The organism is Paraflavitalea soli, assembly GCF_003555545.1.
Classification (GTDB): Bacteria; Bacteroidota; Bacteroidia; order Chitinophagales; family Chitinophagaceae; genus Paraflavitalea; species Paraflavitalea soli.
The window spans coordinates 673,505-699,272 of the sequence record NZ_CP032157.1 but is presented as its reverse complement, the minus strand read 5'-3'; the positions used below and the strand labels follow the sequence as shown (position 1 = coordinate 699,272).

The window sequence follows — 25,768 nt, the reverse complement described above, 5'->3', positions numbered from 1 at the left end:
AGCAAATTAGCCAACTATATTTTATCCCATTTTAGCCTTTTGGCATACTATTCAATCTTATTAGCAATTAAACAGGACAGTTCAGGATGGCTGACGTGAATTGCAAAACAGTAAAAAGCCCCGCTGGTGCGGGGCTGTATCATTCCAAAGCTCTTTCATACTCTCTTGTTTCACCATGCATGCCTTACTTTTTCGGTTCCCAGTCATCGGTCCGGAACGGTGCAGCCGGCAATCCATCTGTATTGAACAACTCCCCTTCGGGCCAGTCTTTAAAGGCATAGCGCACCGCCACCGGTCCTTTTACCTGTGGACTGAACAGGAACAGACCATCATTGGTGATCTTTACCTGGGCTGTATAGAACACTTTATCACTACCGGCTATTTCAAAATTCACCAGGTCTTTGCCATAGGTGGTCAAGCCATTGGGTGCATTGGTGAACGCCACTTTTGCCGTATCTGCCGCGATCGTCAGGGATTTATAGACCGGCCCCTGGTACACAATTCCTTCCCGGCCATAGGTTTTGGCCAGGGCCCAATAAGCAAGGCGCTTGCTGACGATCATTTTATTGGCGGGGTGGATGGTACGCTGATCGCCGGCATCCATACACACGACCATGCCGCTGTTGGGAATAAGCGTCTGTGCTTTATCCTGTGCTTCCCGCAGGTAAGGCACCAGTTCCCGCCCATTCGGGTATTGATAAGGGGCTATTTGCACATAATAAAAAGGCCAGTTGCCTTTATTCCATAAGGCACGCCATTGGCCCACCATGGCCTGCATCAACTTTGCATATATCTCCGGCTGCAACCTGTTCGATTCGCCCTGGTACCACAACACGCCTTTCATTTCATAACCGAGCAGTGGTGCGATCATCGCATTGAACAATACAGAGGGATCATTTTTAGTCATGGCCGCATTGGCAGCCGGGTATTTCACGCCTTCCACCTGTTTTAAACCGGCGGTATCCATCCAGGCTTCAATGGGCGTACCGCCCCAGGTAGTCTGAATGATACCGATTGGCACTTTCAGGCGCTGCCGCAATATCCTGGCAAAATTGTATCCCACGGCACTAAACTCCTTGGCTGACTGGGGGGAGACCATTTCCCATTTGGCTTTTACATCTGCCTGAGGTGTTTTCGTGAAAGCTCTTTCCAAACGGAAGAGGTGGATAGCGGTATCATCGGCTTCCAGCAACATATCATCGGCGCCCAGGATAGGCTGATTCTTAAATCCTTTCACAGGCATTTCCATATTGGACTGGCCCGAACAGATCCAGACCTCTCCTATCAATACATTGGACAGCTTCAGTAATTCACCATCGCTGAGGGTGATGTCGTAAGGCCCACCGGCCTTTGGTGTACGCAGGGTTGTTTTCCATTTGCCTGCTGCATTGGCCCTGGTGGTATACTTCTTTTTATCCCAGCTGGTAATGATGGTAACGGTAGCATTTGCCTTGGCACTGCCCCAGATGGCTGCCTCTGCCTGTTGCTGCAACACCATATTGTTGCCAAATAATGCGGGTAAGGTAATGGTAGCCTGCGTAGTAAGTCCGATACATGTCAATAACCCGAACAAAGCCTGTTTGATCATATGGAAAACTTTTAATTGATGATTGTTAAGCTTCTAAAATAAGAATTAGTTCATAAAGTAGGTGGGTTAATGCATTTTGTCATCACTCAAAGAGAGGATAGGTTGCTGCTGTATATAGCTTATATTTAGATATCCTATCATCTCACCATTTAATCTTACAGCCATGATTGACCTTTTCAGGTACATTGAGCATGCCTATGTTCAGCCACCTTCAGCAGACAACTCCATTAATATTGAAAGCGGATCTGACTTTCAAAACACCCTACGAAGGGAAAAAGATCAACCTGATGGCAGTACGCGCATGAGGAATACAGCAACAGCATTTATCACTGCCCATTTTACGAGCGCCGAACCTCCATTTAACCTAAGAAAAGAATGGCTCGCTTTTCACCAGGGTGTAAAGCGGATGAAAGACCCCAACTTCAATAAGCTAAGCTCGCTTACCTCTGCCATCTTTGATCGCGATGCAGAAGACCTCCTGCAATCGGATCTTTTTATGAGTGATCAGGAGCTGTTGAACGACAGCCTTGTAGCCGTCAAGCTTACCACAGCCTATGATCAGGTTAATGCAGCAGAGCTGGTAGCCATGCGACAAGCCATCGCATTTATAGCATTATTGGCCGGCAACCAACTGGAAGACATTTCAGCAGCTTCGGTCAGATCAGCCTTATTGAGGCCCATTTATATACCAGCCTCCTTATTCCCCTCCAAAAAAACAACAGCGCCGCCTCCCTCCCCCAACCAGGAGGAGCATACTGAAGAAAATACCAGGATAGCCGGGTTACAAAAGCAGGCAGCCATCCTCAAAACAACTTATGAAACTTTAATGGCCACTTCTGCTGAAGACCTGGAAATTGGCACTACCCACCACGAAACAACCATTCCTGTCACTGCCTTACACGCAGCTGTCGCTGCCGCACCGGCCAATGAAGCAGCAACTGCCCCCTTGCCCCAATCATTTGTCAGGTTGTCGAATAAGACTGTCAACAAATTAAGCACGGAAGTAAAAACAGCCCTTCAGACCAATGGCATTGATGCGGTAACGACCTCATTACCCAGGATGGTATCCATTATAAAAGAAAAATGGGCAGGGATAGCCCGGGAAATACAGCCTTATGAGTTGCCTGCCGCCACTAAATTGTACCAACTGGGCATACACACCTTTGCTACGCAGGCCATGAAGAAAACAACCCAACCGGCAGACATCATCCTCCCCGATTTCAGCTTCGCCGTAACAAGACCTGTAGGCATAGGCAATCTACAGGTTGTACGTCAGGAATTACTGGGTTATGAAGCCGGCGAAATATCGCATATTGAAAATGTACTGGAAGGTGAATTGTTCCGCCGCACCTATAAACGGAGTGAGACCAGTGAACTAACCATTACGGATGAAAATGAAACCATCCAGTCGGAAGAAAGAGACCTGCAATCTACCGAACGGAATGAAATGGCTACAGAAAGCCAGAAAGAAGCAGGCCATCAAACAGTGGCAGCGCAGGGACAAAACTCCTCTACAGAATATGGAAAGCTGGTGGAGAACAGTAAGTCCAATTATGCACGTTCTGTAACAGACAGGGCCGTAAACAGTCTTACACAGCGCGTAAAGCAACAGCGGGTAAAGCGGGAACAAAAGACATTCACCGAAAAGACCGACCATTCGTTTGACAATACAAAAGGGGAAGATAAAATAAGGGGTATTTATCAGTGGGTAGATAAAAAGTACAAGAACCGCATCATGAATTATGGTAAGCGGCTGCTATACGATGTAGTACTACCCGAACCGGCAGCCTTCCTGATCGAATCCCTGGAAAATGCCGAACAGCCCGAGAGTTTCAAACTGGTCAAACCCATTGAGCCCTGGTTCATGCCAGACAACCTGGATATCAATAACTATATGGTCCTGGCCCGTTTCTACGGAGTGACCGGAAATGTAGAACCACCACCGACAGAATTTACCATTACCACCACGGATGTTAAAACGGACAAGGTGGAAAAGGTAACTGATTCCTATTTCTATACTGCCAAGTTAAAAGTGCCCGATGGTTACCAGGCTATCAATGGTTATGTAATGCTGCTAACACCAGATTGCTTCAGCGAAAAGGGTCTTCCTGATGAAAATAAGAATAAATCAGGCCTGCAATATGAGTTTTGGATAGGTGATTACCGGGTTATTTTTGGTACGTCGGCTCCCTGGGACCTATTTGCCGGCAATTACTTTGTATTGAGCAACCAAACCGGAGAAATACCTGTACTCTTCAGGACCTTCTCTCCTATTGCCAAATTTGGTTTCTCTATTGCCGTCAATTACAAAAGAATGGACCAGGCCTTTGCCAAATGGCAGCTAAAGACTTTTTCTGCCATCATGCAAGGCTATCGGCGATTGCTGGCTGAATATGAAGAAAAACTATCCCAACACCAGTCCATGCTGCGCACCCAGCTGCTGCTCACTAAAAACTATTCGCACAATCCCAGTATTGAAAGAACCGAGTTAAAAAGGATGTTCATCCATTTACTCGTCAGCGAGCACCTGGCCACAGTTGGCTTACCAACACCGGTACACAATAGTTTATTCTTTTTAACAGATCCTAACTACGTTAAGAAATGGGGAGGCGTTGTGGCGTTTTTCGAAAGAGCTTTCGAATGGGAAAACATGATGTACTTCTATTATCCCTATTTCTATGGGAGGTTTGCACGATGGGGCAAACTCATCCTGATCCAGGATATTGATCCCCAGTTCGAAGAATTCCTAAAAGCCGGGGCGGCGCGCGTGGTAGTACCTGTACGGCCGGGGTTTGAGGCCGCCATGGCACATTACCACGAGACCGGCCATGTGTGGATGGGAGAAGAAATGCCCGATATCTACAGTCCCTTATACATATCCATTATTGAAGAGATTAAGGCACGCAACTATGCGCCCGGTGAAGAAAAGTGCGTAGCAGAATGGGAAGTAAAATTACCCACGACCCTGGTGATGTTGAAAAGCGATGAAGACTTACCCGTGTGGACACCTACCGTCACCTGCAAACCGATTGAAGAATAGCTGTTTACTTCAAAAGCAAATGAATATGGCAGATGCACCGGGCTCAGATCCCTTCCAGGAAATAGAGAAACGTAAACGCTGGTTCTTCGAATGTACCCTTCGCGGTATCAATATGGATACCTTTCGGGATGTGGAAGAAAAAAAGCCTGGGCCCAACATAGATCTCACCACGGAAGATATGATCTCTATGGGATTTGCGGGAGGCCGGTTTGATCAGCTGAAAAACCCGGGAAAGGTATACCTCGACAGCCAGGAGCACGTATGGACAAGGGAGGAAAGAGACCAGCGCACTGTCTTTCAAGGTACCCTGATCGGCAAAGTGGGCGACTGGTTGCATTTCAAAAAGCCTGTAAAAACGGCTGAACGGATCGCGGTACTTAAAAAACTATATGAAGATACCGGGTTCTCTTCCGTATTGGATAGCCCACCAGCACTCAACCGCTTTGAAAGAAGGAATTGCTTAAGAGACGATCTTTCCTTTGCCATGGCACGCCTGGAGTTATGCCTGGAACAACCCTGGCTTATCCCCGAATTGTATCAGCTGCCGCAGGCAACGATCTACAGTTCCCGGCAATGGATCGAAAATGCTGAAATGTTTATTACCGGCATTGAAAGGGAATGGCTCGAAAGCACTGGTATGTCTTTCTCCACTAACCTGAGGTTTAATAAGGTTGATACTTTAGCGTACGAAGAAACTTTCAGCACCATCATCAAAGAAAGCGATCAGAAAAACATTGCTGAATTTATACAAGTCAGCTTTCTTACAAAAAAGGAGGATGGGTGTAATGATAAAGAATATGAGGTCACCATCAAATCGCCTCAATTTGATTGGCATAAAATTGATCAAACTCCCATTGCGGCCCACACGGGATATTGGTCCAAAACCTATGACCTGCAGGAGATATACCTCAATGCAGCCAATGCTGATATGGGATTGACCCTCCTGATGCGGTCACTATACCTGTATGGATCGCTTCCCCGCACCATGAAACAGGAAAAGATCTTATCGTGGCGCAACAGGAAGCAATATGATCCGGAGAAAGCAATGGCCTTTTTCTCCTTGCTTAACCGGGATCACGAACTAAAAGCCGATCCCTCACTGATAGACAGGTTGGACAATGTACAAGCTAAACTAATGACATGGCTGCATATGTATTCTGCGAATCCCTATATGGCACATCCTGTTTATTCAAGGGTCAATGCCGAGGTATATAAACAAGCCCTCCTGCAGTTTAAATTTTGGATCGATGAACCTTTTCATGCGTTTGACAACTATGGTGACAATCCACATAAAACAGAAGACCTCATTGATGTGGGAACCGGTATTGTAAAAGGCGCAATAGAAACCATCGTAACAGGTAAAGGCACCACTCCAGAAGGGATTAACAAGCAAAGGGAAATACAAAAAAAGGGAGAACCCTATGCTGAAATGGAATACTGGTCGGAGAACCATTATATCATGTTTGCCTCTTCAGAATACCTGGCCGGCCAATTATGGGAGCAGGAAGTTTTTCAGCCTGCCAAAGACTTCTTCCCGGAAGACAATGAAATGGGCAAAAAGGATGGTCTCAAACGCAAAGAGCGGGGAAGGGTAAGGGCACTGAAATGGTTGAATAATAAATTGATGTTTGGCTGGACGGAATTCAATTCCTCGGGTTATTACCGGGAGCATTTATATGCCCTGCTCAACCTGGTGGATTTTGCCCTCGATGATGAAGTAAAACGAAAAGCCATTATCGTAACCGACCTGCTCTTCTTTGATGTGCTGAGGTTTCTGCACAAAAGCAGTATGGGAGCCTGCGGGGGCCGCTCACAGTTTAGTTCAAAATTGAGTGGTTGGGACAATGCACTGAAGGACGTCATCGAAATAATACTGGGAGAAAAAGGCATTTTTGGTAATGCGAGTGGAGAGATCGCCTGCCACTTTGCTACTTCTACCTATAAGCTACCGGCTGTGCTGCTGGAAATAGCCCGAATGCCTCCAGACTTCTCCGTTGACCGCACCCGTGTATCTATTGGATTTGATGAATCGCCTAAGTACGGTATTTCTTACTCCAAGAAAGATGATAGCCGGTTCTCACTCGACCAGGCATATAAACATAAACTAGCCAAACACAGCCCTGCACTTAAAACGCTGAATGATGCCATTGCAGCAGCCCATGATGACGGCTATGGTCAAAAGGAAGAAGACACTCTATTCTGGTGGAGCCAGTCTGCATTTTTCAATAAAGAAATTATCCTGCACACCTTTGATTGCATCAAAAAATTCAAGCTCTATAAAAACAAAGCATTTGACAGCATCCTGACGCCGTTGACCAGCCTCATTCTCCCCATGATCAACCGGGGCGCTTTTGCAACAGCAGGCTTTATTGCGGGCAGCATTCCGGCATTTCCTTTGGGCAGGTTGACCGCAACTGTTACAGGCGCGTTGCTGCCCGACCTGTTCGGTATGGAATTGGATGAAACTGCCGCCGACGAACTGTCTCTTTTTATTGAAGGCTCCACCCGCAGCCGGGCCAATATCTATACATTCCGGAACAAGGATGTGATGCTTTCCAGTATTCAGAATTTCAGGCCCGGGCAGCTCAACTTCCAATCCAATGTAAACCAGGCTACCATTAGCACAGAGATCAATGTATTTACTACTGCCGGGTTCCCGGGCTTTGTACTTTCAGAGGCGTTGGGTGGCCTGGGTGGCGGGCTATTGCTGGGAGCAGCTTTGCCTGCTATAGCTCCTGTGAGTGGCGCTGTAGGAGCCTATTTAGGGGCGTCCCTGGCTGGCAGTGTTAAGTACAAAAATGCGCTGGGTGATCATGTGGACGGGCCCGGATGGTGGACAGGGTATTGGGCCTTGCCTATGATCCTGCAACATGAAAATACAGCCATCATTGCCTATGACTTTCACTTCATGCAGAAAAGGCTCACTGATTGTGGTTCCCATGCCTGGTTTCCAAAAGATGCTTTCGACAACCACGATCAGCAGCGAACATCCGCCTATGATGATGACAACTTCCCCTTGTTTGAAATCTCCGGCAAACGGGGCTTCTGGACCTTTGGAAAAAAGATCCACAAAAAAGATCCGCTCAATCCCGACCTCGATGAAGAAGCGTACATTGGCGTATTCTCCAATCAACGGCCCGAATGGCAGGATAAAGATTCTGATTTTCATGCTGCCTTCATCAAAGAAAATACGGAGGGCGCGTTAGGTGGCATCCGGAGTAAGATCGATGAGATACTGAAAGAAATAGAAGACAAATCAACCAGTGAAAATAATGTGGGTAGTATGGAGCGGCAGCTCGTAGAAAATATCGTAAAAGGCAATGTAAACCAGCATCCACATGACCAAGACAAAGAACAATGGTCTGCTGAAGTATTTAAAGCGGTAGCACCATTTGTCCGATTCAAATGCAGGTTAAAAGAATTGATAGACCTGTATATTGATGAGATCAACCACCTGCGCACCTGGGCCAATCCTTTTCCCGAAGATTATTTTGCCGGTAAAGATTGGTATGCTGAAAACAAAAACATCTGGATCATCCAGGTAGGCAATAAAAAAGAATATGGCAGTTATGAACACTTTAAAGAGCGGGTAAGCAGCGCGAAAGTAACCGTAGACGATCTGGGTGACCTGGAATGCACCTACCATATTCCCAAACCTGATGGATCGACGCAGGCGCTTTCGCTGGTATATGACGACAAAGAGTTCAAGCTGGATGGCAACACGATCGAGACGGACTTCTATCCACGCTTTGAAAATGCTTTTGTAAGAGGAGGATTGGTTGAATGGGGACAGCGGGAATACGTTATTCAATACAATGGCAAAACCTTATTACACCAGTTCAACGACCTGGCCAATACAGAACGTACAGAAAACATAACTTTTACAAAGGAAGACCAGGAAATTATCAAGGCGCTTGTTATTTATTGCCGTACAGAAGATGAGCCAATGGGAATGAACAGCCTGGCGCAGGCAACGGTAACGATTGGCTGTGATATACTGGCAACCGATGAGATCATAGCAGCCGGAGAGGTTGCCAAAAGAACCGCGCATGATGCAGAATGGATCTTTTTCGACAGACCCGGACAGCTTGCTACGGATATGACCATTGTAATCAAACATCCCCCTTTCGATGGAGATGATGATGATCCTACATGGAAAATGTCTTTTTCCTTACTGGCATTGCTGGGTGATCGCCAGCTGTATCCATGCACGATCGAGATGCCGGGTGTTCACTTCAGAGATACTTTCCGTACTTCTTTCCCCATCCCATTTACCGTACAACTTAACCGGTGGCAACCCTGGAAGCAGGTAACGGAAAAATTCTCCTTTGTCTTCTGGCAGGTTGTCAGGCAATCTCCTGCGGCCGGTTATTTCAATTATATTGATATGATTGGCCTTACCAGTGGTAATCAACCCGTACAGGCCAGGTTGGGAACCTGCACACAACAAAATCCCGAATGGACGCCAATAGCGCCCGGAGCCCCTTATATATTGAATTCTCCCGATAGCTTCACTGGTTATTCCACCAACCCGGGCCACCTCCTGCTCTTTGCTATTCATGATGCACAATTGCTCTCTCTTTGGCAGCTACCCGAAGAAACAGCTGCGGGAAAAACCTGGACCTCAATGACATTGACAACACTCCCTACGCTCATTTTCGGCATACCCGATACTTCGGCTACGCCATTGCCCGTTGCCTTATCGCCATCCAGCCGGGTAACGGTGCAAGACTCGGTAATAAAGCCCGGTGCAGCAGAAGTATTTATTTGTGCTGCCGATGGTGAGATCTATTCCCATGCTTCCTGGCAGGCAGGCAATACCGATCCCTGGAGAAAGATCACTACCCGAACCATTTTTACACCATTGGCAGGTGCTCCCTTTGAAGTGTCAGGCGATTTTATATTTGTATTGGATGGTAGTAAACGATTATGGGCAGGAACAATAGATCATTCGGATTGGAATATTACACCGGACTGGAAATTGATCAGCCGGGAAGGAATGTTCATCTCTTCCTTTACAATTGCGCGCGAGAAAAACATATTCAAGGTACTGGTCAATACCCTGCAGGGTGAAATATGGTCGGCGGCATTTCTGGCTGTAGAAAATGATGTCACCTGGGAACAGGTTGGAGGCTCGATTGGCTTCCATGTATCGCCGAATGCATCCCTCGCATGGGTCGTACCTTCACCCGGTCACCTGGATATCTTCACCACCGGCCCCGATGGCAAGGTCTATACTGTTTTCTGGGATGCACAAAAAGAATGGGAATCAGGCCACAACTGGGCAGTGGTAGATGACTATAGTCATCATTTTGAAAACAAGCAGGATAAAAAGGTTGTGGCAGTTAGCAGGGTCAGCAACCAGGTTGAAATTTATACTGCGGGCGATGATGGGGCGCTATGGAAAACATGGTGGGCCTAATCGAAACGGTCGTTGCTCACTCCATCCTGCAGAAATACATATACCAGTTCCACTCCCAGGTCTTGCCCTGATCGGCTGAAAAAGCCTGGCTCCATACCGGCTGCTCCGGGTTGGTAGCATCCCAGTTGAACCGGACAATGATCTCCTGTCCGTTGAAAGTATCTTTTGTAAAGAAATGCCCCACCCCATCCTCAAAGGAACCCAGTACCGGCGGGTCCATGGTTACTGCATTGCTGTCGGCCCAATAGATACTCCATAACCTGGTGACCGGATTGAAGAGGCGGAGTGTCATGCCTTCAAAAGGCTTTCCATCCAGTTCAGTAATAAGCGTATCTGTATTGCCCATGCCCTGCAATATCTTACGTAACTCCTGCGTGGCGGGAAACTCGAACCATTCCGTGCAGTCGTTCAGCCGGGTCTTCAGCTTGCGATTATGGACATGCCAGCTACCTTGCAGGAAATCAAAATCATGTTGGGAAGAAGAAGCAGAAGGCGTAATGATCAGGTCGCCTTCTGCATTGAACTGTATGGACTTCATGGCTGTACTTATGTTGATTGATTAAGGTTTGTATTGGAAATGACTGTTGGCGCTATTCCCCTGTTCTGAAACACAAAGAAAAGCAGGGCCACTGACAACCCTATGGCAGTCTGTTTTACTGGTGGGAAAAAATTTTCAGGTAGGTAGTGGCTTCAAAAGTATGTTCCCGGCGAAAAGGTTTGCCGGTATTGGTGAGGCGTACGATGGTCTTTACTTTAAAATCGCGGTATTCATTCCTGAGCCAGCACCAGGCTATCAGGTGCCATTGATAGGTATAGAATACCAGTCCTACAGGCTCAATATCCCGCTCGGTATGCGTGCCCTTATTATCGGTGTATTTAATATTCAGTATTTGTTTCTGCGCAATGGCTTGCTGTAAAGTAGCCAGGTGGGCAGTAGTGGCTTTTTCCTCTTCCGGCACATAGATATTGACCTGGGCGCTCATCTGGTCGGCCAGGTCCTTGTCGTAAGACCGCAGCACGGCTTTAATTTTGTTGAGTGCCGAAGTGCTGTGTTTGGCAATAGATTGGTCGGTAAACCGGTTGGCCAGTGTTTGCAGCAGGATGAGGGCATTGGCTTCCTCCGCGGTAAACAGCAAAGGCGGCAGGAAAAACCCTTTGGCAATATGGTAGCCTTTGTTGGGTTCAAAGCTGACGGGCACACCGATCTCATTGAGGGCTTTTACATCCCGGTACACGGTACGTATACTCAATCCAAAACGCTCCGCCAGTTTCTCCGGCAGTACGTACTTTTTGGATTGCAGTACGGTAATAAGGCCCATGAGTCGGTCAATGCGGTTCAATAGCAATAGTTTTTATCAGCGTTTTTCTTTATTTACAAATATCCTATACATTTTCGAGGGCGAATCCAAACTGTCAGTCACCCGCACGGTATAATACGATCCGCCATCTGCCGGTATCCGGTAAAAGTGATTGACCGGCAGCATGAGGTGTTGCTTCAAAACGTCCTGATAGTTACCCTTGGTGAGTACCTTTCCGGTAGTCTCATCCAATATCCTCATATCCTTCATGTCGATATCGTAGTAAATAATTTTTCCCTGATCAAATTCCATCCGTGGACTAGTTGGATAAGAACCTGCCAAGCGACCAAGTGTATCCGATTGCCATAACTTCGCTCCCGTTTTGATATCAAACGCCTGCATCACAGGTCCCTTTGATATAAGATACACCTTTCCTTCGTGCTCCATCAGCGGATCTGGCTTTTCACCCACTTCATGTTCCCACACTGTCTTTCCATTCGTGTAATCAATGCAACGCAGCAGGGTTCCATGCGCGACAATCGTAGTATCTTCTTTCACCCCTCCCTGGACCATATACTGCTCATAAAAAACAGGCATACTGCTTCCCATAGAAGTTTTGGCAAAATGATTGACCACTGCGCCATCCATAAATGCCAATTCATAAGAACCATCCGTCACGGTATGCACAATGAGATTATTATTCAAAGGATTCAGGGTATGCCCGGCAAAAACATCCGGTGCGTCCTGCTCCCATATTTTATTGCCTGTTTTATCAAACCGGTAAATATTACTCCCGGTAAAGCCGCTGAAATAAATAAAACTGTCGCCCACTATGGGAGGCGAACTTGCCCATTGCCTCACATGGACCGCCCAGTCTACGATGCCCGTCTTCAGATCCAGACAGTAAAAAAGGTTACCGCTATCACTACTAAACTCTGAGCTGCCGTAATAGAGCTTGTCGTTGGCATAAGCAGCATCCAGGTAACCACCACTCCTGAAAGTTTTCACCCATTGGTCCCCTTTCGCATACCGTATATCGGGCGTATAGTCAGACGTTAACAAATGGCAAGCTGCGAGAGAAAATATTACTATTACCAGGAAAGGTATCCGCATACACGCATATTAGTACTGTAAAATACAATGGATTGTTAGTTATTCATAACCCAAACCGGCCTCCGCAATCAATTCCCCGAATATCTCCGCAGCACTGGCCGTCTTAGCTTTGGACGCTGCCTGCCCTGCCCAGAGGGGTACAAACTCTTTATTGTTATGGGAGACACCGGCTGCCCGCAAGGGTGATACCAGACCGGCTTGTACGGGATATACGGGAATAGGGATGCCCGATCCTTCCACTGCCGAGATCAGTTTATTGCGCAAGCCCCTGGCCCAGCGGCCGGAAAAGGCCCGTGTGAGAATAATATCTGTTTCGCTGGCCTGCTGTATGGCAGCCTTGTAAGCCGGAATAGCCATGCTTTCTGTACAGGCAATAAAAGCACTGCCCAGTTGTACACCGGCGGCGCCCATGGTCAATGCGGCCTTGATAGACTTCCCTTCCATCATGCCACCGGCAGCCAATACGGGTTGTTTAACCTCAGCGGTGATCAATGATAGTAAGGATAGCAAGCCAATGGCCGGCAAAGTATCATTGTCAACAAATGTTCCCCGGTGCCCTCCGGCTTCTATACCCTGTGCGGTGATGACATCGATGCCTTTGCCCGATAATATCAGGGCTTCCAGCAGACAGGTAGCCGTGCCAATCAGGACAACACCCTTATCATGGAATGCTTTGATGGCAGGATCGCTCAATACACCAAAGGTGAAGCTTACTACAGGCACTTTTTCTTCCAGCAGCACGGGTACCTGGTCAGTATAAGAATAGAACTGGAAAGTTTCGGGGGAAGTAGTTGGCAACGTCACCTGGTGATCGGCCGCCAGTTTTTCCAGGAATGCCTGCATGGGTTTGATGGCATTCTGGTTCACGTTCGGTATATTGTATACGAAGAGGTTTACCGCAAAGGGCTTATCTGTTAAGGCTTTGGTCTGACGGATCAGGTCACGGGTAATCTCCGGTGATAAACCACCTACCGGAAGAGAGCCCAGTCCGCCTGCATTGGAAATGGCAGCCACCATGGCCGGCGTGGTAACGCCCAGCATGGGAGCCTGAACAATGGGGTATTTTATCTTTAGCAGCTGCGTGAGGGTATTGCTCCACTCCATAGATTCTTTTAACCGAATGTAAGAAGGAATATCAAGAGCGGAGCATTATTTCCGATGGGCAGCATTCCTGTCATCAGGGATGGGCCTTTCTGAACTGCAATGCCTCTTCTTCATCCGGATCGCCTACATAGCGGGACAGGGTAAGTACGGAATCCTTTATTACAATATCAAAATCGGTGAAGGTCCTGTACCTGAACAGGCGGCCTTTTTCAAAGGCCATACCCAGTTTCCAGTCATCACCATTCTTATGTAGCCGCCAGCCGCCTATTGCTTCCCATACCAAACCGCCTTTCGCAGCTGCATCCATACAATCGGGCAATCGCACCTTAAAAGAAGAATCAGGTCTGAGCTCAATGTGAACAGAGTCGCGGGCATATTTCTTTTTCGCCAGCAAGGCGTGGGTTTCTTCTGTAGCAAACCAGGAGCCTGCCATATCCTTCAACAGCTTTTGATCAGTAACCGGCAAGCCATAAATAGCCTCATGAGCCGCCTTAGACTTGCAGGCAGTTAAAACAACCCCTATTAATACAGCCAATAACCCTATGCGCATACAATTCATTGTGGTTGTAAATGTCGCTGATAGTTGGCAATAAAAGAAAAGCACATACCAAAATAAAACGCATTAACATAGAAAAAGCCTCCCGCGAAGGAGGCTTTTTCTATGTTACCAAGTTACTTATTTCTATTTCTTTCTCCCCCTCAGCAATGCCTCCAAATAATAGTAATCTGCATAGTTAAGCGGCACATCCACTTCACTGTTGGAAGGTTTAGAACCGGTACTGTGCAACAGGATAAAGCCAAAATTCTCTCCAATGGGTGAACGGTAAGAGGCGGTAAGATTGGTTACAATCTTATCAGCCGTTTTGTTATACAGCTTTGCATTCTTGCTATAACCGCTCAATTCATACAGACCAGATGCTATAACAGCCGCAGCTGAAGCATCCCGTGGGGCATTGGGTATCTCCGGTGCATCAAAATCATAATAAGGTACCAGGTCTTTCGGCAGGCGTGGATGATTCAATATAAAAGCCGCAATATGTTCTGCTTGCTGTAGATAAACGGGGTTCTTTGTATACCGGTAGCACATGGTATACCCATATAAAGCCCAGGCCTGCCCTCTTGACCAGGCGGATTCATGACTATACCCCTGGTGAGTATTCTTCTTTACTACCGCGCCTGTTGCCGTATCGTAGTCAACTACATGGTAAGAACTATAGTCCGGGCGGAAATGGTTCTTCATCGTCGTATTCGCATGAGCTACTGCTATCTTATAAAAGGAAGAGTCGCCGGTGAGTTTGGTAGCTTCGAACAGTAATTCCAGGTTCATCATATTGTCGATGATGACCGGAAATCCCCATACTTCTTTATGGTGGTCCCAGCTGCGGATACAGCCAATGGTTGGGTTAAAGCGTGTAGAAAGCGTTTTCGCCGACTGGATGATCACCTCCCTGTAGGCTGCATCTTTGGTAATGCGATATCCGCTACCAAAACTGCAATAGACCTTAAAACCCATGTCATGTGTACCGCCATTTGTTTTCTCTCTTTCAATATTGGCGGTATAGGCTTTGGCCTCCTTAAGCCATTCCTGCTTGCCGGTATACTGGTACAGGAACCAAAGCACACCGGGAAAGAAACCACTGGTCCAGTCACGTGAAGCCACCAGCTTCAGTTTACCATTCTCAATAGTGCGTGGTGATACCAGGTCTGCCTTGCCTTCTTTGGCTGCAGGCACAGCCTGTAACATCACCTTCGTTTGCTTTTCTGCATCGGCCATCACCGCCGGCAGTTTTATCTGTGCCTGCAAGGAACCTTGCCATAAAACACCAATAGCTAAACTAACAATTAACCTCATGCTTTGCATTTATGGGATTTGAATCAATTGTATTTCCAATAGTTTCATCAGCTCCTGACCATTTACTGCCACCGGCCTGATCGCTAAACGATGTACCCCGGGTTTGATGGTCAGCTCACCCAACTCTTTCACCTGCACATCTGTTTCCTTCTTTGCTGTGCTCACGATCTCCTCCCTGGCAGTGCCATCCAGATCGAGACTATAGGTACCGCCTGCCTCAGGGCCTGCAAGATATTTAATAATTACTTTGCATTTTACAGCAGCATTGGTGCGGAAATCCCAATGTAACCACTGACTGGTTGATTTCCATCCTGCCACATAATACTTATCCGTTTTGCCATCACCAAATTGTAATCCCTTCCCGGTTTGTACCGCGTCAAAAGCCAATAGCCTGGTCACAGGAATATTGGAAGCTACATAGGGGATGTTGTCATATTTACCCGTTCCGGCAAGTTCCACCACTACTACGGTATTGGCCGTGTCTACAGGCCTGGCCGGCAGTTGTGCCGTAAGACCACGTAAACCATCGCTCGTTAAAGTCTGATCAATAAGTATTGATTTTTTACCGGCATCTGTGAGCAGATAAACTTTTTTTGCAGCAGCGGGCAATCCGCTTACCTGTAGCTTACCATCTGTGGGCCATTCAAACACGTGCAGGTAGAGCTTATTGTCCTTTCGGGTGGATACGCCCCAGTTGTGCAAAGGCAATCCGGAAATACCGGCCTTGCTGATGCTTTCACTGTTCTTATCCACCCATTCGCCAATTCCCTTCAGGATGGCAATATCCCTTCCATCAAACGTACCATCTCCTTTGGGGCCAATATTCATGAGCAGGTTGCCACCCCGGGAAGCTGATTTGGCCATGAGTTGGATAAAGAAAGCCACAGACTTATGACTGCTGTCGAACTTGCTATACCCATACGATTCATTGGTGGTAGGAATGGCTTCCCAATCACCGGTCACGGGGAAGAATTCAGCCGGACGATCGGCGGTATTCACATAATCACCAAAACTAATAGCAGCACTTCTGGCCAGCCGGCCATTTACCACCACATTGGGATCTGTTTCCCGGATAGCTTTTAAGATGCGGATGTTTTCCGACAAGGGTAATTTATGCGGCGTATCAAACCACAATATATCAGGATGATACTTATTGATCAGTTCTTTGATCTGTGGAATAGATTTCTCCGTTACATATTTCTGTGCCTTGGGCAGTAATTCCGGATGCTCATCGTACCAACGTACTCCGCCATGCAACAGTTTATCGCCACCGGGATTATTGTATTCCCAGTCATTGCCTGGCCCATCCGGATGTTCCCAGTCAAATGCATGGGAATAATAGAACCCGAAACGCATGCCATGCTTTTTACAGGCAGCAGCCAGTTCGGCCATCGGGTCGCGTTTAAATGGCGTCTGGTCTATGATATCGAAATCAGATACACCGGAATTGTACATGGCAAAACCATCGTGGTGCTTGGCGGTAATAATGAAGTATTTCATCCCGGCCTGTTTGGCTTGCAGTATCCACTGCTCTGCATTAAAATTCACCGGGTTGAATTGGTGGGCCAGCTGCAGGTATTCCTGGCGACTGATCTTTTCCTTGCGCATCAGGTGCTCGGCATAGCCGCCTACCTTTTTACCTTTCCACTCGCCACCGGGCAGGGAATAAACACCCCAGTGCACAAACATGCCGAAGCGGGCATCCCGCCACCATTGGATACGCTGCTCATGTGTTTTCATGGAAGCAGTCCACCACCCTTTTACCGCTTCATCGATCATCTTTTGATCACGGTCTTTGGAGCGGTTGAACATTTCCTTGTCCTCATCACCCGGGTTCTGGGTGAAGGCGTTCATACTTAAGGTTAACCCTATTCCAGTTGTAAAAAGTATTCTCTTATAGATCGTCATAAAGAATTTCGGGTTTCGGGTTTGGCGTTTCGGGTTCTGATAATCAAAAGACCAGACTAATAGCAGTCAATAATCACAAAGAAGTACGAACCCATTCACGATTGTCGACTGCTGATTGCCGACTCTTATCACCATATCAACGGATTCCTCACCGGCAGGTTGCGGATCACTTCTTCCACCACCGGTGCATGGTCCAGTTTTGTCCAGGTAGCCAGCCATGCTTTATTTCCATAGGCCTCGGCACCAAATACCAGGAAGGGATGCGCTACCGGCCAGTTGTCCCAATACATGACATCCTGCTTAAAAGGCCACTTGCTTTTATCAGCCACATAAGGATACAGGAATTCTATTCCCTTCTTTATGGACCGCCCATCAGCCGTCTGGAAAGCCCAGAGGTTATTTTCCTTAGTCGAAAGTATCCGGCAAACAGTTGTCATCGCATCCAGGTTAAAGAGGGAATAACCATAAGGTTTTGTTCTTCTTAACTCTTGCGGGAAACTGCCATCTGCCGCCATCTGGTTGGGCAGCAACACTGTCTTATACCTGACGATGCAGAAGTCCAGTATGGTTTGGTTGCCCGTGAATTTTGCAAAAGCTGCTGCCTGCATTACCCAACAGGTACCATGGTTATTGGTGGCGTTCATTTCATCTTTACCATACTGGTGCGTGGTGAGCCAGGTAAGGTATTGGGTAAACCATTCCTTAATAGCCGTCAATGTCGCTTTATGCATATTGGCTGCCTCCTGCATGGACATCAACGCCTGTACCACTTCCATAAAATGGATGGTATCGATGATGCCGATACCCCGGCCCGTGGCCCGCCCCTTGATCGCCTGCGCATACAGCAGGTGGGGATGCATGAGCGTAGCCGTGTCGGTAAACCAAGCCCGGCAATGCTTCAATGCCTGTACTACATATTTTTTGTCGCCGGTTATCTTATAAGCCGATGCCAGGGCGCCCATGATGCGGCTGAAGCGGATCATGGCCAGGCGGTGGGCTACAAAATTGTCGGGGTTGGTCATCCCGTCCTTTTGTATATAAGGACTGTCCACCGATACCGGATTGGGCCACCAGTAGTCGCCTTCAGAATAGAAATCATGTCTACCACCTGCACTGCGGGGCGATTGGCTGGCAGTAACTGTTACCGGTTCCTGCTGCAAAGCCCAGGCAGCCTCCTTCAATACCTGCTTGCGTAAGGTCTTGCTGATCGCTTTGGAATAATCAGCCGCTTCCTGCGCCTGCACGCTCGTAGCCAGCAAAAGAACCAGACAGGTAATCAGACGGGACGATAAGAATGGCAATATTTTCAAATTCTCACATTTTTAAAACTTGTCCCACTGCGCGGGATTATCAAATTACTAATTGGTCATTTTCGTAAATGTTACCTTACCGATGGTATTCGGCTTTCCGGCAGCTGGCGCGGTGATCGTTCCTTTCAATTGGCCACCTGCTCCTTTTGAAACGCTGATGGTACGCCAGCTATAAGCTCCTTTTTCATAGTTGAAGGTTTCGCCATCATCATCATACAAGGTATAGGTACCGGGTTTATCACCGTAATAACGTATTTCCAGGTCTACTACTTCACCAGCCTTGGGCGCGTGCAACATAGCAGGCATCATCGGTATAATGCCGCCATCTTTTACATATACGGGTATCTTATCCAGTCCGGGTGTTACCGTGATCACTTCACCATCCCCGGCATAAGCACCGGTGTAGAAATCATACCATTTGCCTTTGGGCAGGATCACTTTGCGGGTAGTTTGCCCGGTAAACAAAGGCGCCACCAATAAGTATTCACCGGCCATATATTGATCTTTGATCTCTTTGGAAGCTGCTTCCGCATAAGGATTCTGCTCCAGGTTTTCGTTGACTGCTTCTTTTTTAACTTCCTGTTTGAAGCCTGGTTCCAGGTTCATAGCGCGGAATGGCGGAATACCCTGGTAATGGTATTTGGCAAACTCTGTATACCAGTAAGGCATCATCTGCATACGCAACAAAGCCAGTTGTTTTACCTGTTCAGCCACTTCGGGATAACTCCAGGGTTTGGTACCGCTTGACCAGGCATTGATCATGGCCATGGGAGAAAAGATCACTGTCTGAAAACGACGCAACCACTCCTCGCCTGTTTTGGAAGCCCGTACCTCCGGCGTCCACAATACCCCGGCAAAACCACTATTGATGAGGGCGGTAATAAAGTCTTCATGGTTATAGTAATCATTGTAGATCACGTAAGGGAAAGAAGAAGCGCCGCCGTTGGAAGCACGCACCAAACCAAAGGTGCGGGAGTTTTGCTGGCGGTATATATCCGTACTGTAGCGCTGTGCCAATACCCCATAGGTTTGGCGCAATTGTTCAGCGCTGTTGCCCGAAGGGAAGGTAGCTACATCAGGCCACAGGTAATGATCATACCCATCCACCTCATCGATCTTATAGCCGCTTACGCCAATACCTACCTGGTCTTTTTTAAGCTGGTTAAAGAAGATATTACGTGCCTGCGGCATGGTAAAGTCGGGCACGGCACCCACCCATACCGTATGAGATCCTGTATAAGGCAATATAGACTTATAAATGGAAGCTTCCGGGGACACATAAGGATTCAACCACAGGTTGAGGCGGATGCCTTTGTCCAGCATCGCTTTCACAAACGCCTGCGGCTGTGGAAAACGGGTCTTATCCCACTCAAAAGTGCAGGGATAGGATTTGGTTTGCCAGCCCGGTTCCAGGCCTATATAATCGAGCGGGTATCCCTTCTGCTCAAAATCGTTGGCTTCTTTTTCTACATCAGCTGCATTGTATAACCGCTGTACGCGTTGGGTAAAACCCAGTCCCCACCGTGGCGGCAAACAACCTCCGCCATTAAATAAATTGAACCGGCGTACTGCATCCAGTGCAGTAGGGCCTGCAAACACATATACTTCCACACCAGCCGCAGGCACCAGCATTTCTACCGCATCGGAATAAGGACGGGAAGCCCATGACTTATCGGTATTGCGGTCTTTGGCCACCGGTGGATTTTTACTATCCTTCCGCACACCTGCCCCTGCATACACATTGATGTACCGGGCGGCATTGATGAATACGCCATATCCCAATGAGGATACATAGAAAGGGGTAGGTGAATGGGTACGTCCATTGTCCTTACCTCCAAAATGGTCTACATGCAGTTGCAGTATCTTACCACGCTGGTGGATGGTTTGAAAATTGAGGCCAAAACCATATACCTGTTCTTCTTTTTGCAGCGGAAACCGCAGGTAAGTTTTGCCATCCTGTACGCGGGCTGCAATGTCGGCTTTGGTAAAAGGGAAACCAGCTTTGGTGATCGCAGCCAATGCCTCTTTATTGGGTGTAGCCCCTGCTGCCTTCAACAGGTCAAAAGCTTCCGGCTTGCCTGCAATGGTTTTCCATACCCCTGGCGCCACCTCCGTCCATACCGGCTGTTGAGCCGTTGTACTAATAGCAATGCCTGTTAAAAGGAGAAGAGCATACAGCTGTCTTAAACGCATCATCGAAGATTTATGATTTATTATTGATTCACTATGGTATACGTCTTACCCTTTACAGTCGGAAACTCCATCATATATTCTCCTTCTTTGCCAATGCTCACCAGCTTCGCCTGTGGGTTCTTTTCATACACCACTTTTCCATATGCAATATTCAACGGATTGGCGTTGGCACCTTGCACAGGATTGGCTTTTACTTCCACTATTTTAACAGGTGTGGTGGTTTTAATGCGACAAATACCTCCTGAACCAGATATAATCTTAGCTACCGCCAGCTTTCCTTCCTTCCACTGGATATCAACCATAAAGTTGCCCCTGGCTTTAATGCCCTTGATGCTCCCTGCTGCCCAGGCTGTGGGCAATGCGGGTAATAGGCTGAGGTAACCGGCATGACTTTGCAGCAACATTTCTGTGATACCTGCTGTGGCGCCAAAATTGCCATCGATCTGGAAAGGTGGATGCGCATCAAAGAGATTGGGATAGGTACCGCCGCCGCCCATGGTCTCACGGGTTTGGTTGGGATCAATATAGGTAAAGGCATCGCTTAATATTTTATAGGCATGGTCTCCATCCTGCAGCCGCGCCCACCAGTTGATCTTCCAGGCCATCGACCAGCCCGTACTTACATCACCCCGGTGAATAAGCGATTGCTTGGCGGCAGCTGCCAGTTCAGGTGTTTGTTGTACGGTGATCTGGCTACCGGGATACAGACCAAACAAATGCGACAGGTGACGGTGTTTGTCTTTCGGATCATCCCAATCACCATACCATTCCTGCAACTGGCCATACTGGCCTATATGATAAGGATACAATTGATCATAAGCTTCCTGTACCTGCTTGCGGAAAGCGGCATCTGTATTGAGCACTGTACTCGTCTTGATCACCGCTGCAAATAATTCCCGCAGCAAAGACATATCCATTGTACTGGCCAGGGCTACCTGGTATTCCTTTCCATTGAGCTTGATGGTGTTCTCTGGCGAAGTAGAAGGATTGGTTACCAGCCAGGGGGTAGTCTTGTCCTTGATCAGCCAGTGCAACATAAACTGTGCAGCGCCCTTCATCAAGGGATAGCCTGTTGACTGCAGCCATTTCTTATCGCCGGTATACAGGTAATGCTCCCACAGGTGAGTGCTGAACCATACGCCTGCCATGGGCCAGCAGCTCCAGCGTGGCATTCCCTTGGGGTCCCACTCAAAACCGCCGGGTGGTGAGGTCTTGGCCCACAGGTCGGAATTATGGTGCGTTACCCAGCCCTCCCTGATATTATAATTCACTTTGGCGGTCACGGCCCCATTCACGGCCAGTTCTTTCATGAAATCAAACAAAGGCTGGTGACATTCGGAGAGATTGGTATTCTCTGCCAGCCAGTAGTTCATTTCTGTATTGATATTGGTGGTATAGTTGCTTCCCCAGGGCGGTTGTACATGGTCATTCCAGATGCCTTGTAAGTTAGCCGGCCTGGACCCCGGGCGTGAGCTGGCGATCAGCAGGTAACGGCCAAACTGATAATACAACGTCTGTAACTGGTTATCGTTCTTGGTATCTGCAAAACGGCGCAGCCTGTCATCAGTAGGCAGCTTCACGGCATCTTCATTCGTACCCAGGTTCAGCTTTACGCGGTTGAACAAAGCCTGGTAGTCACTCACGTGACGCTGCTTAATTTGTGCCCAGGACAAGATCCGAACTTTATCAAGATTGGTCTTAGCCTCTGTATTGGGGTCCTTCCCTTCTTTGCCAGGGGATCTATTGAACCCATTGAAACTGGTAGCTTCGGTAAGGTAGATCGTCACCGCATCAGCTCCTGTAACCGACAGTTGGTCGCCGGATTGTTTTACTGTGCCACCTTCTGTTTTGATATAGAGATAGATCACGAAGTTCATCCCCTCCCCTTTCGGGTCTTCATCATACACCACTTGTTGGGGTTCGGATTCGCGGTTAGCTACAAACTTAGGCGCTTTGCCGGTCAATACCAGTTGGTTATTGGCCGTTGCCTTTACACTATAGTGCAGTTTGCTGGTAAGCGCAGCCGTAAAGCTTACCTGTTTGCCTTTGTTGGCTGTAAGCCTCACCATCATTACTTTATCGGGAAAGCTGGTGAAGGTTTCCCGCTGGTATTGCACACCGCCGGTGGTATAGCGTACGGTAGCCGTAGCATTGTTCAGGTCAAGGTCGCGGTAATAACCGGTACCCAGGGTATCAGCAAATGGGAACTCCAGCAACAGGTTGCCCAGGGGCAGGTAGCGGGCAGAATAAGGGCCCTGCATCTTTTTCCACAGATCGGCAGCCTTGATATAATCGCCATCAAATACGGCTTTGCGCACTTCCGGTAATACGGTTGGCCCATTGGGATTATTGCCTCCATCGGGGAAGCCGCTCCATAGGGTATTATCATTTAACTGGTAGCGTTCTTTTTTTACTCCGCCAAAGACCATGGCACCGGTCTTCCCATTGCCCAGGGGCAAAGCTTCTTCCCAGGCTTTGGCAGGCTTGGCATACCACAATTTCAGGTGTGGGTCAGTTTGTGCGCTTACAGCTACAGCGCCCAGCGATACAGCAAACAGAAAAGCAATACGTTTCAATGGTTGATGATTTTATAAGGTTATTTCAATGGTCCTTTAATTTCCTGGCGCTTCTGGTTGCGGAAGATGACCACAACAGCCGCAGCATGCCATTGCACTTTCATCCTTGCATTCAGCAGGTCTTGTATATTATTCACCGGCACACCGGCCAGTTCCAGTATTACATCATTGGGTTGTACCAGTTTATGCCAGGGTGCATTGTCCGGTACTTCCAGTACCAGCACGCCGGTTTCTTTATCCATTCCTGTGGCCGAGCGTTCTGCCAGGGTGTTGAGGTTCTTTACTTTCATATCGAGGAAAGTATAAGTGGCCGAAGCATCAGCGGAGGCCTTTATGAGCACCGGTAAGGGGGGATTTGCGGCCAGTTTGCGTAACCGATCGGACTGCACGCCAACTTCGATATCGAATGGGTGAAAACCAACTGCTTTCGCGGCAGAGCGATCACTCACCTCATAATTACCGGCAGCGGGACCAATAAATAGCGGATCGCCGGCGGCGGAATGCGCATCTATACCCCACTGCTGTGTCGTATGTAGTGCCGCTTCATCGGGGAAAAAATTACTATCCACTCCCGGGCCCCAATCAGGTATACGAATGGGCAGGTAAGGCCCTGATACTATGTTATGTTGAAAAGTATCGAGACTGCTGCGAAACCATACATGCGGATGAAAGGAATTATTGAGGATAATATTATTCTCTACTTTACGATGGTACCCTTCCCGCAACTTCAGTCCTCCATTGAGACAGATATTATTATAAATATGGTAATTGGACGAGCCATCATCCAGGTCAATATCCCAGCCATTATCACAGCGAAAGCGGTTATGATGGATATTTGTAGGCAACACCGCATCCAGCTTCCACAGATCAGGATGAACAGCCATCAGGGAATCCATCACCGCGCGGTTGGGATGCCAATAACGGTCCCTGCCCCAGGAATTGAAAGCACCATGATCACCGGTTTCCTGTACGGTATTGAATACATCGTTATAAGCAATTTCATGTCCACCCCAGGTGCCTTCACTTATATTAATACCTGCGCGGGGTACATTGTAGATGGTATTTTGTACGATCCTGATCTGCTGACACATGGATAGCTGCACACCTGCCACCTGTTTCTCCACAAGACCAATATCATGTATAAGATTATCAAACACCAAACACCCTGTTGGGAAATCGTCTCCTATAGGCCCCGGCATTTTATCCATTTGCATATAGGGCACATACTCTTCATAACGGAACGAAGGAGAACGTACCGCTTTCGGATTGCCCACAAAACTGATGGCGTTCCCGCCAATCTGTGCTATGTGGCAACCCGTTACCATGGCATCTTTATTGTAATTGCTGAAAAATACAGCATTGCCGCCCAGGGAGAACAGCTCACAAGCATTGATCGCACAGTCTCTGGTATACTCCAAATCAATAGCCCCGGAACGGTAAATGGTCCAGTCGCTGCGCAACAGGGGCTCTTTGTTCTTCATGAAGGTGCGCAGGGTATGTTCAAACCGGATACCTGAGATAGCAATATTTGTAAGATAGTGACCGGGCAACCCTTTAAAGGATACCAGGTTCTCCAACACGGGTACTTCTATAGTTGTCTTACTCATATCCACGCCCGCTGCCGGTTTATAATACAGGATATTTTTTACACGGTCAGCATACCATTCACCGGTAGTATCCAGCTCCTCCAATATATTTTCTACATACCGATAGTTTTTGTGCATGGGCGAAGGGCGGTTGTTTTGCCAGCCGCCTTCCATACGTAAAGTACTATCAGTATTTTTTCCCGTAATACGGTAATGCATACCACCCCATTCGCCCGAATGGAGGGCGTGAATATAACCACCTGTGGGATTGGCCCAGCTTCTGATACGGGCGGCACTCAGTGCATCCTGTGCAGTACCATGCAAGGGCAATGTGTGTTCCTGGTAATTAGGATAACGTACCATCACCTGTAGTACACCATTCACATACAACTGATCCATTTCCGGAAACGATGCGGGTAAAGCAGCTTGCAGGATACCGTTCTGATAGGGCTTAAAATTAAGTGTCAATTTTCTCGATCCCTTTATTACAGGGCGGTGACCGGGCAGCGCCATAAAATATAAAGAAGCATAATCGTTACGACTGTCAATACCCCTGAATACCAGCGGTTGCGACAGGTACCAGGTACCCTGCATAATATATACCACTACCTCTTCTTTTTTATACTTCCGCGCTTCCAGCTTCGCTCTTTCCAGGGTGGCAAAGGGCAATGCTTTGGTGCCTGGGTTTTTATCATTCCCTTTCACCGATACATACAGCTCTTTGGCAAAAGCAGTATTGGCAACAAGCATCAATATGAACAGCAGTATTCTCATCATT

The 25,768-nt window shown here is 47.8% G+C and carries 14 protein-coding genes; 2 read left to right on the top strand and 12 right to left on the bottom strand.

Annotation, left to right across the window (positions count from 1 at the left end):
• Positions 1-184 precede the first annotated feature (184 nt).
• Complete coding sequence (locus D3H65_RS02625) at positions 185-1,588, bottom strand: sialate O-acetylesterase (protein ID WP_119048766.1); 1,404 nt, start codon at positions 1,586-1,588, stop codon at positions 185-187.
• Between the two features lie 163 nt (positions 1,589-1,751).
• On the opposite strand from D3H65_RS02625, the gene D3H65_RS02620 reads away from it, so the two are divergent.
• Together D3H65_RS02620 and D3H65_RS02615 are read left to right on the top strand one after the other, a co-directional pair.
• The gene (locus D3H65_RS02620) at positions 1,752-4,628 is read left to right on the top strand and encodes a hypothetical protein (RefSeq protein ID WP_119048765.1); all 2,877 of its coding nucleotides are present in this window, start codon (positions 1,752-1,754) and stop codon (positions 4,626-4,628) included.
• Between the two features lie 25 nt (positions 4,629-4,653).
• Positions 4,654-10,050, top strand: coding sequence for a hypothetical protein (locus tag D3H65_RS02615; protein ID WP_162915371.1), 5,397 nt, complete (start codon positions 4,654-4,656; stop codon positions 10,048-10,050).
• 16 nt (positions 10,051-10,066) lie between these two features.
• On the opposite strand, the gene D3H65_RS02610 is transcribed toward D3H65_RS02615, so the two are convergent.
• The 11 genes from D3H65_RS02610 to D3H65_RS02560 all read right to left on the bottom strand — a co-directional run bounded on the left by D3H65_RS02610 (position 10,067) and on the right by D3H65_RS02560 (position 25,767).
• On the bottom strand, positions 10,067-10,588 hold the full coding sequence (locus D3H65_RS02610; protein ID WP_211345606.1) for a hypothetical protein: 522 nt from the start codon (positions 10,586-10,588) through the stop codon (positions 10,067-10,069).
• Between the two features lie 115 nt (positions 10,589-10,703).
• Entirely contained in the window at positions 10,704-11,390 is a 687-nt protein-coding gene (locus D3H65_RS02605; protein ID WP_119048763.1) for a helix-turn-helix transcriptional regulator, read from the bottom strand.
• Positions 11,391-11,405: 15 nt separating this feature from the next.
• A complete protein-coding gene (locus D3H65_RS02600; RefSeq protein WP_119048762.1) occupies positions 11,406-12,461 on the bottom strand; it encodes an outer membrane protein assembly factor BamB family protein in 1,056 nt (351 codons plus the stop codon).
• Positions 12,462-12,500: 39 nt separating this feature from the next.
• A complete protein-coding gene (locus D3H65_RS02595) occupies positions 12,501-13,565 on the bottom strand; it encodes an NAD(P)H-dependent flavin oxidoreductase (protein ID WP_119048761.1) in 1,065 nt (354 codons plus the stop codon).
• Between the two features lie 73 nt (positions 13,566-13,638).
• Complete coding sequence (locus D3H65_RS02590) at positions 13,639-14,115, bottom strand: hypothetical protein (RefSeq protein ID WP_119048760.1); 477 nt, start codon at positions 14,113-14,115, stop codon at positions 13,639-13,641.
• A 132-nt stretch (positions 14,116-14,247) separates the two neighbouring features.
• Positions 14,248-15,417, bottom strand: coding sequence for a glycoside hydrolase family 88 protein (locus D3H65_RS02585; protein ID WP_245999665.1), 1,170 nt, complete (start codon positions 15,415-15,417; stop codon positions 14,248-14,250).
• Between the two features lie 9 nt (positions 15,418-15,426).
• On the bottom strand, positions 15,427-17,271 hold the full coding sequence (locus D3H65_RS02580; RefSeq protein ID WP_245999664.1) for an alpha-L-fucosidase: 1,845 nt from the start codon (positions 17,269-17,271) through the stop codon (positions 15,427-15,429).
• Between the two features lie 182 nt (positions 17,272-17,453).
• Entirely contained in the window at positions 17,454-18,635 is a 1,182-nt protein-coding gene (locus D3H65_RS02575; protein WP_245999663.1) for an alginate lyase family protein, read from the bottom strand.
• 48 nt (positions 18,636-18,683) lie between these two features.
• Complete coding sequence (locus tag D3H65_RS02570; RefSeq protein ID WP_119048757.1) at positions 18,684-20,831, bottom strand: glycoside hydrolase family 31 protein; 2,148 nt, start codon at positions 20,829-20,831, stop codon at positions 18,684-18,686.
• Positions 20,832-20,848: 17 nt separating this feature from the next.
• Entirely contained in the window at positions 20,849-23,404 is a 2,556-nt protein-coding gene (locus D3H65_RS02565; protein ID WP_119048756.1) for a glycoside hydrolase family 95 protein, read from the bottom strand.
• 20 nt (positions 23,405-23,424) lie between these two features.
• Positions 23,425-25,767 carry a PDZ domain-containing protein gene (locus D3H65_RS02560; protein ID WP_119048755.1) on the bottom strand — a complete coding sequence of 781 codons (2,343 nt, stop codon included), beginning with the start codon at positions 25,765-25,767 and terminating at the stop codon, positions 23,425-23,427.
• Position 25,768: the final 1 nt, after the last annotated feature.

Bases quoted from the DNA above. Each gene is read 5' to 3' on its own strand.
- D3H65_RS02620 (WP_119048765.1), top strand. From the start codon at position 1,752: ATGATTGACCTTTTCAGGTACATTGAGCATGCCTATGTTCAGCCACCT.
- D3H65_RS02615 (WP_162915371.1), top strand. From the start codon at position 4,654: ATGGCAGATGCACCGGGCTCAGATCCCTTCCAGGAAATAGAGAAACGT.
- D3H65_RS02590 (WP_119048760.1), bottom strand. From the start codon at position 14,115: ATGCGCATAGGGTTATTGGCTGTATTAATAGGGGTTGTTTTAACTGCC.
- D3H65_RS02595 (WP_119048761.1), bottom strand. From the start codon at position 13,565: ATGGAGTGGAGCAATACCCTCACGCAGCTGCTAAAGATAAAATACCCC.
- D3H65_RS02585 (WP_245999665.1), bottom strand. From the start codon at position 15,417: ATGAGGTTAATTGTTAGTTTAGCTATTGGTGTTTTATGGCAAGGTTCC.
- D3H65_RS02610 (WP_211345606.1), bottom strand. From the start codon at position 10,588: ATGAAGTCCATACAGTTCAATGCAGAAGGCGACCTGATCATTACGCCT.
- D3H65_RS02560 (WP_119048755.1), bottom strand. From the start codon at position 25,767: ATGATGAGAATACTGCTGTTCATATTGATGCTTGTTGCCAATACTGCT.
- D3H65_RS02625 (WP_119048766.1), bottom strand. From the start codon at position 1,588: ATGATCAAACAGGCTTTGTTCGGGTTATTGACATGTATCGGACTTACT.
- D3H65_RS02570 (WP_119048757.1), bottom strand. From the start codon at position 20,831: ATGATGCGTTTAAGACAGCTGTATGCTCTTCTCCTTTTAACAGGCATT.
- D3H65_RS02580 (WP_245999664.1), bottom strand. From the start codon at position 17,271: ATGAACGCCTTCACCCAGAACCCGGGTGATGAGGACAAGGAAATGTTC.
- D3H65_RS02600 (WP_119048762.1), bottom strand. From the start codon at position 12,461: ATGCGGATACCTTTCCTGGTAATAGTAATATTTTCTCTCGCAGCTTGC.